At 70.3% G+C, this 12,673-nt stretch carries 10 protein-coding genes; 4 read left to right on the forward strand and 6 right to left on the reverse strand.

Annotated elements, in window-relative coordinates:
- Nucleotides 1-276: 276 nt before the first annotated feature.
- From ACOJSN_RS00485 to ACOJSN_RS00495, 3 genes are all read right to left on the reverse strand, one after another.
- Nucleotides 277-1,722, reverse strand: coding sequence for a hypothetical protein (locus ACOJSN_RS00485; protein WP_420110545.1), 1,446 nt, complete (start codon nucleotides 1,720-1,722; stop codon nucleotides 277-279).
- 107 nt (nucleotides 1,723-1,829) lie between these two features.
- Complete coding sequence (locus ACOJSN_RS00490; RefSeq protein ID WP_420110546.1) at nucleotides 1,830-3,023, reverse strand: hypothetical protein; 1,194 nt, start codon at nucleotides 3,021-3,023, stop codon at nucleotides 1,830-1,832.
- Nucleotides 3,024-3,158: 135 nt separating this feature from the next.
- A complete protein-coding gene (locus tag ACOJSN_RS00495; protein WP_420110547.1) occupies nucleotides 3,159-4,124 on the reverse strand; it encodes a TetR/AcrR family transcriptional regulator C-terminal domain-containing protein in 966 nt (321 codons plus the stop codon).
- Nucleotides 4,125-4,304: 180 nt separating this feature from the next.
- Between ACOJSN_RS00495 and ACOJSN_RS00500 the strand changes: the two genes are divergently transcribed.
- Both ACOJSN_RS00500 and ACOJSN_RS00505 read left to right on the forward strand, forming a co-directional pair.
- Nucleotides 4,305-5,534 carry an FAD-dependent monooxygenase gene (locus ACOJSN_RS00500; RefSeq protein ID WP_420110548.1) on the forward strand — a complete coding sequence of 410 codons (1,230 nt, stop codon included), beginning with the start codon at nucleotides 4,305-4,307 and terminating at the stop codon, nucleotides 5,532-5,534.
- 46 nt (nucleotides 5,535-5,580) lie between these two features.
- Complete coding sequence (locus tag ACOJSN_RS00505) at nucleotides 5,581-6,615, forward strand: hypothetical protein (RefSeq protein ID WP_420110549.1); 1,035 nt, start codon at nucleotides 5,581-5,583, stop codon at nucleotides 6,613-6,615.
- Between the two features lie 34 nt (nucleotides 6,616-6,649).
- Here the strand turns inward: ACOJSN_RS00505 and ACOJSN_RS00510 are convergent, their stop codons facing one another.
- The gene (locus ACOJSN_RS00510) at nucleotides 6,650-7,300 is read right to left on the reverse strand and encodes a hypothetical protein (RefSeq protein ID WP_420110550.1); all 651 of its coding nucleotides are present in this window, start codon (nucleotides 7,298-7,300) and stop codon (nucleotides 6,650-6,652) included.
- A 297-nt stretch (nucleotides 7,301-7,597) separates the two neighbouring features.
- Between ACOJSN_RS00510 and ACOJSN_RS00515 the strand changes: the two genes are divergently transcribed.
- A complete protein-coding gene (locus tag ACOJSN_RS00515) occupies nucleotides 7,598-7,942 on the forward strand; it encodes a DUF4345 domain-containing protein (RefSeq protein WP_420110551.1) in 345 nt (114 codons plus the stop codon).
- 29 nt (nucleotides 7,943-7,971) lie between these two features.
- Nucleotides 7,972-8,982, forward strand: coding sequence for an NAD-dependent epimerase/dehydratase family protein (locus tag ACOJSN_RS00520; RefSeq protein WP_420110552.1), 1,011 nt, complete (start codon nucleotides 7,972-7,974; stop codon nucleotides 8,980-8,982).
- Nucleotides 8,983-9,413: 431 nt separating this feature from the next.
- Here the strand turns inward: ACOJSN_RS00520 and ACOJSN_RS00525 are convergent, their stop codons facing one another.
- Both ACOJSN_RS00525 and ACOJSN_RS00530 read right to left on the reverse strand, forming a co-directional pair.
- Nucleotides 9,414-10,949 carry a GH39 family glycosyl hydrolase gene (locus ACOJSN_RS00525; RefSeq protein ID WP_420110553.1) on the reverse strand — a complete coding sequence of 512 codons (1,536 nt, stop codon included), beginning with the start codon at nucleotides 10,947-10,949 and terminating at the stop codon, nucleotides 9,414-9,416.
- Nucleotides 10,950-10,989: 40 nt separating this feature from the next.
- Nucleotides 10,990-12,606: an FAD-dependent oxidoreductase gene (locus ACOJSN_RS00530; protein WP_420110554.1), complete on the reverse strand. Its 1,617-nt coding sequence runs from the start codon at nucleotides 12,604-12,606 to the stop codon at nucleotides 10,990-10,992.
- Between the last annotated feature and the right edge of the window lie 67 nt (nucleotides 12,607-12,673).

Raw genomic sequence — 12,673 nt, forward strand, 5'->3', positions numbered from 1 at the left:
GAGAGCGAGCGTGGCCAGGAGCGTGGTGAGGCGGCGTCGCCACTGAGGCTGCGCGCCCCCGGGTCGCCCCTGACCCGACCTCGAGCCGGCAGCGACCGCTCCGTTGCCTCTCATCCCTGCCCCCGACGTTCCGCCCTCACAACTATCGCAGCGCGAACTGTATCCAAGACGCGAGCCGGACCGACGGCGCAGGTGGGCCTGCTCCCGGCTGCTGGCGTTCCACGGCCACAGCCCGGCCCCGCGAGGGGGCCGGGCCGCGCCGTGCATGACCGGTGCTCAGACCAGTCGGTTGTGCTGGGCGTTCTCGGTGTCGAGAAGCCCGTGCGGGTCACCGCTGATGCCGTCGAGGACGAAGCCCGGGCGGGTCACCGAGTGGTTCTCGGTGGTCCGCTCGTCGGTCCGGGTGCCGTTCTCATCGGTCACCTGGTTGGCGGTGTGCGTGCCGGAAGCGTTCGCGAACTCGGATGCGAAGCCCGAGTCGGCGATCGCGAACGGGAACGCGTAGCCGATCATCTGCGCGGACTGGCTCTCCGAGCGGTCGACGTTCCCGACCGAGGCCGAGTCGTCGGAGCGGACATCGGTCAACCAGACCCAGGGCTGACCGGTGATGTCACCGGTCTGCCCGACGAACGCGGTGCGGGTGGTGTCCCACACGTGCTCGGTGGAGCTGGCGCTGCCCTCGTCGTCGGTGACGGTCGAGGTGGTGAGCCGCTCAGTGGCGGTGGCCGACTCGCCCGCAGCCGTCAGGCTGCCGATGTGGAACGGTGCAGCAGCACCGAGCGCGGTCTCGGACTCCGACGCTGATGCGTCGACGCCGTCGAGCCCACCCGCCTGGGTGGTCTCCGAGCCGGTGGTGTTCCACAGGCCCGCCGCCGGGTCAGCTGCGAGGTCCAGACCCTCGACGCCGAAGGCGTTCGAGGAGGACTCTGCGACTGCCTCGGAGGTCGTGGTGCTGCCCTCGGAGTCCGTCACCGTGGTCTCGGTCTCACGCTGGGAGGAGCGCTCGTCCGCGACTGCGGCCGTGATCCCTTCGAAGGCGATCGGTGCCGACGCCTCGAGAGAGGTGTCCGAGGACGACGCGGCATCGTCGATACCGTTCGAGCCGCCGGTGGAGGTGGACTCCGACTGACGGTCGTCGCTCAGCGCAGCGGCCGGGTCGATGTCGAGCTGCCCGATGTCGAGCACCCCGCCGGTGGCGGAGGACTCCGACGTCGACTCGGACGTCTCGATGCTGCCCTCGTCGGTGGTGACGCTCGCCGACTCCTCCGTGCTGCTCTCCTGCGACTGCGTACCGGTCACGGTGACACCGCCGACGCTGATCGGCGCCTCGACCGCGGCGTCGGTGCTCTGCGAGCTCTCGGCCGAGTCGGTGTCGCCGGCCTCGTTCGATGAGCTCCAGCTCTCGGTGTCGAGCAGCGCGGCCGGGTCGACCGAGATCTCCCCGACGTCGATCCCGAGGTCGCTCTGCGAGGAGGACTCCTCCGAGCTGGTGGTCTCCGTGACGTCGCCGTTGGAGTCGGTGTGCGACGAGGACTGCTCGTCCGAGGAGTGGTTCTCGGTCTCGACGCCGAGCGAGATGCCGCCCAGCTCGAGTGGCGCCTCGAACGAGGACTCGGTGGAGCTCTCCTGCTCCACGCTCTCCTGGTCATCGGCCATGGCTGCGACCGACCCTGCGAGCCACAGCCCGCCGGCCAGCCCGGCCATGCCGAGTGTTCTCTTCATCCAGATCTTCATGGTCTCTCTTCCGATAGGTGGGCGGCCAGCAGTGGCCGGTCCGCCCGGGTGGGCACTCAGCGGCTGCCGAGCACCGGTGTCGGGGCGAGAGAGATCTAGTCGGGAGCGAAGCCAGGACGCGCGTTGAGCGGGTCGGCGACGAGGTCATCCTCGCCGCGGTCCCGGGCCTCATGAAGGCTCGGGACGGTGCTGGAGACGGCCGGCAGCGCGAGCTGCTCGGCGGCGTGCTGCGCTGTGCTGCCGGATCCGACGGCCGGCGCCGGCGCAAGCGGCGCCCAGAGCGGCTGCTGGTGACCATCGGCAGGCTTCCGGTCGTCGGCGGCGGCAGGAGCCGTGGCGTCCGCGATCGGGTTCGCGCCTTCCCCGGACGGGACGATCGCGGTCGGGAGGGCCGAGTCTGTCGCGACCGGGTCGCTCGCAGAGGGGACGACGACGGCGGAGCCGGTCATGCCCGTGACCGTGGACTCGGTCTGTGGTCCAGCAGGCACGAGTGGCGTGCCCGTAACGAGGTCGACACCCGGGAGCAGCGGGTCGGTGGCCGGGGCGATCGGCTCGGTGACCGGGGCGAGGGCATCGGTGACCGGGGCGAGAGCGTCGGTGACCGGGGCCAGCGCCTCGGTCACAGGGGCGAGGGAGCTCGTCAGTGGCTGCAGGATCTCGGTCGCCGGGGCGGCGGCCTCCGTGACCGGGCGGAGCGTCTCAGCGACCGGCTCGACCACGTCGACGACCGGGACCAGCACCTCGTCGGTCACGGGTGCCACGGCGTCGGCGACCGGTGCGGCAGCCGCGCCGACCGCCTCGGTGACGGGCTCGGCCGGCGCCGTCACCGGCTCGACCACCTCAGCGACCGGCTGCACCAGCTCGGTGACCGGCTCGAGCGTCTCGGTGAGGTCCGCAGCAGCTGCGGCGGCCGGCTCCTCGATCGCCTCGGCAGGAGCTTCGTCCGCGGCAGGAGCTTCGTCCGCGGCCGGTGCCTCGTCCGAGGGCGGGGCGTCGTCAGGCTCGACCACCTCGTCCTCCGCAGGGCCGGATGCAGGCGGCGCGATCGGCTCGACGAGCTCGGTGACCGTGTCGGTGACCGGCTGCGTGACCTCCTCGACGAGACCGCCGAGAAGACCGCCGTCGTCGGGCTCGCTGTCGTCGGCCGAGGCTGAGCCGGCGAACAGAACAGCCACGGCGAACAGCCCGCTGACCAGCAGGAACGACTGGAGCAGCAGGCGAAGAAGGTGAGCGATGGCGCCGCCGTCACGGCGGGCTGTGGTCGGGTCGGTCGTCGACTCCGATGCCATCGAATCACCTCCTGCCCGGCACCTGCGGATCACCCGCAGGCACAGTCGTCACAGTGCCTGTTCACCGGGTCTTCGGAGCCGACGGGGACGCGGATTGGTCAGATCGTGGCGATCGTCGAGTCGCAAGAGTCGTCGTCAGCTGGACAACCCCTGGCCGGAGCGGTCACCGGCGGGATCGGGCTGCTGCTGGCCGGCGATCAGTACCGCCACGCCGTCGAGGTGGCGCGCCAGCCCGTACTCGAACAGGCTGCGCGCATCCCGAGCCGCCGTCGCAGGCACGGCGGCCAGCAGGGGGAAGCGCTGACTGTCCGGGGTCCCCTCGACGGCCTGCCAGGTCTCGCGCGGCACGCCGGTTCGCTCCTCGATGTCGATCTCCTGAGCGACCGATGCTGCGACCGAGAGCACCAGCGCATGCAACGTGAGCGCCTCCTGCATCCGGGTACCCATCGGGAGTCCGAGACCCTCGAGCGCGCCGAGCACCCACTCGGTGTGCGCCATCATCGCCGGCGCCTGCAGCGGACGTGTGAACGAGACCACCTCCGATAGCCACAGGTGCCGCCGGAACAGCTGCCACTCAGCGCGGGCGATCAGCTCGAGCTTGGGGCGCCACCCCGGCGGCCCGGGGGTCGGGAGCTCGATCTCAGCGAAGGCGGTATCGGCCATCAGGGCCAGCAACTCATCCTTGTTGGCGACGTGGCGGTACAGCGACATCGGCCCCACGCCGAGGTGCGTCGCGAGCCGCCGCATCGAGACGGCTTCCAGACCTTCGGCATCGGCAACGGCGATCGCCCCCTGCAGCAGGTGAGAGCGCATCGCGGCCCGCGTGATCGGGTCAGTGCGGCGCACTGAATTCTGCAGCGGCTGCCGTGGGCGCGTGCTGACCACGCTGCCGGAACCGACGCGTGGCTCGACGAGACCCTCGTCGCGCAGCACCGCAGCTGCCTTGGTGGCGGTCGCGATCGCCACATCCCACCGCTGCGCGATCTGCCGGATCGAGGGTGCCCGATCCCCCGGCAGGAGGTCGCCGGACTCGATGCGGTCACGGATCTCGGCCGCAATCACCCGATACGGCGGATCTGGGCGTGGCGGTGACTGGGACATGACAACAACCTCCGCGGAAGGCACCAACGCACTCCAGTGTACTAGTAGCCTTCTTCGAGTGAACTAGTGTCCTTTATCCCAATCGGCCTCCAAATCGGTATGCGTGGGCGCGTACGTTGTCTCAATGACATCAATACGACGTACGCGCAGAGACCTCGAACAGCGCCAGGCGGCGGCGTCATGAGCGCCCGGAGCGTGCTCATCGTCGGTGCCGGGATAGCCGGCCCCACGCTCGCGTACTGGCTGCACACGTACGGTTTCGAGCCGACCGTGCTGGAACGCTCACCCGCCCTGCGAACCGGCGGGCACGCCGTCGACATCCGCGGCACCGCGAGAACCGTCGCCGCCCGCACAGGCATCACGGCGCACGTCGCCCGAGCCCACACGGGCGCACACGGGATGGCCTTCGTCGATCACAGCGGCGCACGCCTGGCGACCCTCGGCACCGACGGGTACGGCCACTCCGGTGGACCGGTCGCCGAGATGGCGATCCGCCGAACCGACCTGGCACGAATCCTCTTCGACGTCTCCCACGACCACGTCGAGTACCTGTTCGGAGACACGGTCATCGCGATCGACCAGGATGACGACGGCGTCCAGGTCGAGCTCGCGTCCGGCGTGTCCCGCCGCTTCGATCTGCTGGTCGGAGCCGACGGCATCGGCTCGTCCGTGCGCCAGCTCCAGTTCGGTGCGCCGGAGGAGTTCATCCGCGACCTCGGCTGCTACATCGCGTTGTTCAGCACGCCCTCGACGATCGACCTCGACGGCTGGCAGCTGATGCACACGATGTGCGCCGGCAGCGGCCGCCCCGGTCGCACGGCTGCCCTCGCACCGGTGCCGGAGCAGGGGCGCGCTCTCGCCGGCTTCTTCTGGCGGTCGGAGCCTGCCGGGTTCGACCGAGACGATGTCGAGGCCCAGCGACAGCTGGTGCGGAACACCTTCGACGGAGATGGCTGGGTGATCCCGGAGCTGCTCGCGACGATCGAGGACGCCCAGGACTTCTTCTTCGACCGCGCAAGCCAGGTGCAGATGCCGAGCTGGTCGCGCGGGCGGGTGGCCCTGCTCGGGGACGCCGCCTCCTGCGCGTCACCGATGTCCGGCATCGGGACCAGCCTCGCCATGGTGGGCGGGTACGTGCTCGCGGGCGAGCTCGCGGCTGCCGAAGGCAACCACCACGTGGCGTACGCGCGGTACGAACGGGAGATGCGCGGATTCGCCGACCGTGCTCAGGCGTTCGCCCGTAGTTCGGGCGATGGTGGGCTGATGCCGCGATCCCGCGCCCACCTCTGGTGGCGCAACGCCTCGCTCCGGCTGTTGCGGCTGATGCCGCGGCAACTGGTGGCGCGTGGCATGGAGCGGGTGGCCAGCACGGTCGAGTTGCGGGACTACCCCGTGCTGGCGCCCCACTGAGACCCGGAGAACGGACAGAGATGTGGGAAAGAACCGAGGGACGAACATGAAGCAGGATCTGACGGCGGCCGAACGGCAGGCCCGCACTCAGCGGCGGCGGGCAGCGTGGACCTTGGTGCTGCTCGCGCCGGTGTGCGCCGAGCTCACCTTCACGGCGGTCGCGGTGCCGTTCACCTGGCTGCTGACGCCATTGCTGATGGTGATGTACGGCGCCGGCGTGCTGCTGGTCCGGGAGGTGGTGGCGCGGACCGGGGCCGGGTGGCCGGGGCTGGTGCTGATGGGGCTGGCCTACCAGCTGGCGGAGGACGGCCTGGGGCTGCAGGCACTGACCAGTCCGGACATGTACGGCGCAGCCGACTGGGGCTGGCGGGCGCTGGGCGCGAACTGGAGCTACTGGGCGTCGCAGATCGGGGTTCACGTGGTGCTGAGCGTGCTGGTGCCGGTCATGCTCACCAACATCCTCTTTCCCGCCCAGCGCGATCGGCCCTACCTGCGCACACCCGGCCTGATCGTGACGGGCGCACTGGCGATCGTCGGCGTGATGGGACTGCGGGTCGTCATCTCGGCCACCGAGGACCCCGGATACGTGACGCCGTGGGGCTGGCTGCTGGCCTACGTCGCCGCCATCGCCGTGCTCACGGTGCTGACCGTGCGCGTTGCGCCCCACCTCGCGGGGCGCCCGGCCCGCATCTCACCTGCGCCGCGGCCGCCGGTGGTGGGTATCAGCCTGGCCGTGGTGACCGTCGTCTTCCTGGTGCTGCTCCTCCCGCCCGGTCTCGGACCCACCTCGGCCCTCGGTGCGTTCCTGCCGTTGCCGATCCTGGTCGCGATCGCCGTGCTGGTGGGCCTCGGCTCCGCGTGGCAGGTGGAGCGGTGGGCTCGAGCCCAGGGCTGGAGCGATCGTCACAGGATCTGGCTGGCCGGAGGCATCCTCGTGGGCCACACCGCCTTCATGATGCCCGCGTCCGCGAGCGCCGTGCTCACCGGGGCGATCACGATCGCCGTCGAGGTGGCCCTGCTGGTGGTGCTGGCCCGGTACGTCGCGCGCCGTCGCGGCGAGGGCGCCGTTCGCAGCCGGTGACCGCGTCCCGATCGTGGCGGCGAACCTCGTGGGCTCACCGCGCGCGTTCGATGCCGCCGCGGTCGAGGTCCATGCACCACTGGTACAGGGCTGACATCTCGGTTCGTACCTGGAGGTAGAGGTCGCGAAGGTGCGGGTCGGCTGCCAGCAGCAGGTACTGCTCGTCGCGCAGGATCACCCCGATCGTCGGCTCCAGCAGCCGGTACACGCCCTGGTCCTGCACTGACCGGTAGGAGCTCAGCTCCTTGACGTACTGCTGCAGCACTGCACGGTAGGCGCCGCGGGCGTCGCGCGCGAGGGCGCGTTCTCGGCTCCGACGCAGCAAGATGCGCAGATCGACGGCGAGGTCGTTGGCGGTCTTCGCGACCTCGGCTGGTTCGGTCGTGCCCGTCAGGACCGCCAACAGGCGCGGCCACCTGCTGCGCTCAAGACCTTCGCGGCTTCTGTCGCTGAGATGGCCGGCGAACCCGCGGCCATATTCACGCCCTCGGTCTCCGCGCGCCGCTGCTCGTGGCTGCGGCTCGGTCGGCAGGTCCGCGGCCCAGCGCTCGACCACCGCGGCAACACTCTCGTCGTCGACCCTCGCCTCCTCGATGGCGAGCACCTTGTACCAACCAGCCAGCAGCTCGAGCAGCACGCGACCATCGGGCAGCAGCGTCAGCGCAAGGCTCGACGGGGTGATCACGCATCCAGGCTAGGTCAGCCTGGTCCTCTGAAGTCGGCAAGAGCCTTGGCCACCACCAGGACTCGCGCGGGAGGCGACCTGAGGCATCCAGGACACTCGTCGGCTGACCGGCAGCGGCGTCGACGGCCCAGGCGAAGGATGCTGGCGGTGTCGACCTCGGCGACGACCGCGGCATCGCGAGAGATGGCGTAGACATGGCCCGGCAGCAGGCGGTCCGGATCGTCGAGACCTCGGGAGATCCGCCGCACGAGCGGATGCGATGTGGAGCGCATGTCGTCTTTGAGGAACGTGGGCCGTGTGACGGGATGGACCTGCATCGCCATCGGCGCGGTCCAGTTCCTCGGAGGGGTGCGCGGGGAGCCCGGCATGGAGGGGGAAGCGACCGTGGACTCGCACGTGCGGTTCATGGGCCCGGTGTTCGCCGGGTACGGACTGGGCTGGCTCGACGCTGCGGAGGCGAGCGAGCCCGACCTGAGCAGGATGCGGCTGCTCGCCGGGCTGATGGCTTTCGGCGGGGTCGGGCGCCTGGTCACGCGTGCCACCCGCGGCCGACCGCACCGCTTCCACGACGTGCTGCTCACCCTCGAGCTCGCCGCACCGATGATCGTGGAGATCGCCGGTCGGAGCGACCGGCGCCGGTAGCGACAGCGCGGCTCGCTAGGGTGGCTGCCATGACAGCGCTGCGAGTCCTGTTCATTGGCGGCAACGGCACGATCAGCGCAGCGTCGAGCCGCCTGGCCATCGAGCGGGGTCACGACCTCACGCTCCTCAACCGGGGCATCTCCGCCTCCACGGACGCTGCGGACGCCCGCCCTCCGATCGAGGGCGCCCGGTCGATACGCGGAGATGCCGGTGATCCGGACTCGATCCGCGACGCCGTGGCCGGCACGGAGTGGGACGTCGTCGTGAACTTCCGGTCGTTCTCGCCCGAGCAGGCGGCAGCCGACGTCGAGATCTTCGATGGCGCCGTCGGTCAGTACGTGTACATCTCCTCGGCGTCGGCGTACGCCAAGCCGGTGGAGCACCTGCCGATCACCGAGTCGACGCCCTTGAAGAACCCCTTCTGGCAGTACTCGCGGGACAAGATCGCGAGCGAGGAGGTGCTGGTGCGAGCCTGGCGCGAGCGGGACTTCCCGGCAACGATCGTGCGCCCGAGCCATACCTACGACGAGCGCAGCATCCCGATCCCAGGGCGCTGGACGGCGATCGACCGCATGCGTCGTGGCGCACCGGTGCCGGTGATCGGTGACGGCACCTCGCTGTGGACGCTGACCCATGCGCGCGACTTCGCCGTCGCGTTCGTCGGGCTGCTCGGCGACCGCCGCGCCGTGGGCGACACCTACCACATCACCTCGGACGAGGTGCTCACCTGGGCACAGATCACGCGGATCCTGGCCCGCGCCGCCGGCGCGGGCGAGCCGGAGCTCGTCCCGATCCCCGGGCGGAGCATCGGGTCCGAGCTGCCGGGCGAGCTCGACGGGCTGGTCGGGGACAAGGTGCACTCGGTGTTATTCGACAACAGCAAGGTCAAGGCGCTGGTACCGGAGTTCACCGCCACCACCCGGTACTGGCAAGGCGCCGCCGAGGTCCTCGCCTGGTACGACGCCGATGAGCGCCGCCGCGTGGTCGACCCCGACCTCGATGCCGCATTCGATCGGCTCGTGTCCCGCTACGGGAGGTAACGGAGCCGGAGACGAGAGCCGATCGAGCGGTCACTCACTCCTCGAAGTCGATGCTGCCGTCACGACGACCGGCGGCACCGAAGGCCGTGAACGCGAGTGCGGCCAGGGCGTACCAACCGAGTCCGATCACAGCGGCGAGGCCGAGGGGCGCGAGCGCCCATGCGCCCGCGGGCCTGCACCGGTTCCGGCCAGATCGTCGTGGGGACGATGACACCGCACAGCAGCGTCATGACCAGCACGGTGGCGTTCGAGCACACGTTGCGCCAGCGCGGTGCGCGCAGCACCACGGCGGCCACGGTGAGCGCCAGTGGGTACATGGTCATGCACTGAGCGCGATGGCGACGACCGCCAGCACGGCACCGGCTGGGCTGAACGTGACGCCGAGCGCGGGGCCGACTGCGAGCAGCACGATCGGCCTTGAACAAGACGATTCAGCCGCTGCCTCGGGCACTCAAAGATGAGGGATCGCGCCGTCTCGGGTATCGCAAAGCCCGCAGGCTGCCCAGTGGATCCGCGCTCTCAGGGTGGGCGTCCTGTAGCCGGACGTCGAGCACGTCAAGGTCGGTGAGGATGAGAGGTCGGTCCGCGATCGGCAACGAGAACCGCTCACCCAGGACTGGCCCCAGGGTGGGCGGCTGCACCGGCGCAGAACGATCGACCGCGTACACGCGCCCGCTGACCACGTCGACGACCACGGGGCGCCGGAGCGTCAGCTCCCTGTCCCACCACGCCTCGACCTCGATCTGCCATGGCCCAGCGCGCTGCTGCGGATCGGTCGAGACCCAGTACGCGACCAGCGGCGCGCCGTCGCGCACAAACGTTCCGACGTGCGGCGCCGCCAACACTTCCGACCGCTGCGGCGCGGGAGTCTCCGGCTCCTCCATGCGCCACAGCAGCGGCCGAGGCACCGTCTCGTCATCGAAGACTGCGGCGACACGGCGGTACGCCTCGAAGGACAACTTGGGCTCGTACGTCTGCCCGTTCAGCAGTCCCATCAGGACGGGCGGTCGCGCACGGCCGTCGGACTGCCGGTACTCGGCCGCCATCAGGTCCACGACGTGGAAGTAGAAGGCACGGTCGAACCCGATCAGTCGGTCCGCGACAAGTCGACGCGCCACCCAGGTGGCCTGCACGTCCTCGTCGATCGAGTAGAGGCCGAGCCAGTCGTCGTTGTGACCATGTGCCTGCGAGGGACAGCCTGCCTCCCCCTGCCATAGCTCGATGCGCCGTCCCGGGCTGTAGCGGTCGAGCAGTCCGCGCCCCAGGTCGTGCATCATCCGCAGGTCGTGCTCGGGGACAGCCTGATACGGGTGGAAGCTGAACGCATCGATGTGCTCGGCCATCCCCGCCTCCAGGCACTCCTGCAGGAACATCGGGTCGATCTGAGACTGCGCCCCACCGACGATGAACGCCTCCGGGTCGACACGTCGCACCGCATCCGCGGTCGCCTCCACGAGACGCGAATAGTCACGACCGTCTTCGCGTTCGGGCGCCCAGAACTGCGGGATGTTCGGCTCGTTCCAGACCTCCCAGTGGTTCACGCGGCCCCGCAGGTGGGCGACGAGTGCGGCGACGTAGGCCTGCCACGCCCGCACGGCCGCCTCTCCGGCGTGGACCGGTGTGTAGCCCACCGCCGATTCGTGCGGAGCCTCGGGGCTGTAAAGCTGGTTGCCGAAGGTCAGGCTCATCAGGGTCCGCACCCCGCGCTGCGCCAACGCGTCCACGATCTCGTCGAGCCACCCGAAGTCGTACACCCCCGGCTCCCGCTCGCAGCGGCTCCACCCGCTCTGCACCCGCGCCCACCCGGCACCAAGCTCACCCAGCCACGGGTAGACGCGGTCCGGCTCGAAGAGCCGTCGATCCAGGCCCTCGAAGCCGATGCCGAAACGCGACTGCGTGCCGGGTCGTCCCCTGACCGGCCCACGGAGCGTTCCCACCGGGCGCAGACCCGGCAGCTCGGTCGTCATCGCTCGATCCTCGCCGCGCTGGAATCGCGCCCCTCCGGCATCAGTACCCCCGAACGCCGTCGGGCCAGCGCAACGGGACGCCATCGGCGGTGAGTCGGTCCTGGAACTCAGCGAGGGCAGGCTCGCTCTCCCAGACCTTGTGAGGAACCAGACCCGACGCGACGCAGTCGGCGGCCAACGCTCCCGCCACCTCGCCGATATTCCACTCGACCGGGTGCAGGCGGTAGCAGCCGTTCGTGATGTGCGTGGTGCCGATGTTCTTGCACGCCGCGAGCACGTTCTGCACCCGCTCGGGGATCAGGGCGCCGAGCGGGATCTCGAACGGGGACGCGCCGACATCGATGTACCCGTCGCCACCGGTCGACGGATGTAGGTCGATGCGATACATGCCGATCCCGACCGAGTCGGGGTAGTGCACGGCACCGCGGTCGCCCCGCACCGCCAACGACAGGTCCTGCTCCAGAACCCGCCGCAACGGTCGGATCCGGCGGCTCTCCCGGTAATAGGGGCCCTGAGCGAAGCCGTCCTCGGTGCCCACCACGTCGGGTCGCAGACGCAGCCCAGGCCACCCCGTGCCGCCGTCGGGTCGAGGGGCGTCGGTCTGCAACCAGTACAGCACTGAGAGGCCTAGCTGCTTGGCGTCGGCCAGCCGAGCCGCACGGGTGGGCTCGTCGACGTCGATGACCGATCCCAGGAAGTAGTCGATCATCGACCAGTTCACGAGCGAGATGTCGCTGCCATAGGCGCCGGGTCGGAACACGTCGCGCGCGGCCAGCCGCCGGCACAGCCAGAGGTTCTCGTCGGCCATGTTCGTGGACTGGTCGGCCACCATCGCGAACGGGTCGTCACCCGGGTTGGGCACGAACGTCTGGATGTTCGGCTCGTCGGTGCGCGGGTGAGGTGAGGCGAAGCCCAGCAGCGGACCCGGCCAGGTGGGCGGGACCAGGTCCCGCCAGAACTGGTATCGCTCCGGACGGTCGATCGTGTGGTCACCCTCGACGTGATCCAGGGCGAAGCACCAGCTCAGCGCCTGGATGTTGTCCGGCTGCGCGAGCGCCGGGGCGTGCGGCTCGTCCGTGTCCGCCTGCGACTCGAACCCGGTGACGTACTCCACTCCCGCCAGCGGCAGCATGTCGCCAAGCTCGGTGGCGTCGATGAAGTAAGTCGCCGTCACCGCCGCCTCCTCGCCGTCCGGGCCCCGCAGGGTCACCCGCTGGACGACGTCCCGCTCCGCCGCGGCCGCGACTGGCACGACGTTCCTCAGGATCTGCAATCTCCCGGCCGCGACGTGCGGACGCAGCATCTGCTCGATCACGTCGACGGCGACCCGCGGCTCGTGACACAGCTTGCTCACCGAGCCGGCACCGGGGTTCAGCTCGGCCCAGTCGCGCGCGCGGTCGGTCAGCGGGAAGCCGGTCCGGTAGGCGTCGCGGATGCCGTCGCGCAGTGCCCGGTAGGACGCCGTCGCCCCCATCGACTCGATCCACGGGTGCTCGTCGGGCGGCACCGCCTGGGAGGTCAGCTGCCCGCCCAGCCACTCCACCTCCGACGCGAGCAGCACCGTGGCGTTCCGCCGGCACGCGGCCAGCGCGGCCGCGACGCCGCCGAGCGATCCTCCGATGATCGCGACGTCGCACGTGATCGTTCGTTCAGTCACACCTGGTCCTCGGGGGTTGGAAGTGCGTTCGGTGGGCAGGTCGGATCGACCCCTGGTGGTTCGGCGT

This window comes from Pseudactinotalea sp., assembly GCF_048594945.1.
GTDB lineage: Bacteria > Actinomycetota > Actinomycetes > Actinomycetales > Beutenbergiaceae > Pseudactinotalea.

Coding starts and splice junctions, on each gene's coding strand:
- ACOJSN_RS00485 (WP_420110545.1), bottom strand. CDS start 1,722: ATGAAGAGAACACTCGGCATGGCCGGGCTGGCCGGCGGGCTGTGGCTC.
- ACOJSN_RS00490 (WP_420110546.1), bottom strand. CDS start 3,023: ATGGCATCGGAGTCGACGACCGACCCGACCACAGCCCGCCGTGACGGC.
- ACOJSN_RS00495 (WP_420110547.1), bottom strand. CDS start 4,124: ATGTCCCAGTCACCGCCACGCCCAGATCCGCCGTATCGGGTGATTGCG.
- ACOJSN_RS00500 (WP_420110548.1), top strand. CDS start 4,305: ATGAGCGCCCGGAGCGTGCTCATCGTCGGTGCCGGGATAGCCGGCCCC.
- ACOJSN_RS00505 (WP_420110549.1), top strand. CDS start 5,581: ATGAAGCAGGATCTGACGGCGGCCGAACGGCAGGCCCGCACTCAGCGG.
- ACOJSN_RS00520 (WP_420110552.1), top strand. CDS start 7,972: ATGACAGCGCTGCGAGTCCTGTTCATTGGCGGCAACGGCACGATCAGC.
- ACOJSN_RS00525 (WP_420110553.1), bottom strand. CDS start 10,949: ATGACGACCGAGCTGCCGGGTCTGCGCCCGGTGGGAACGCTCCGTGGG.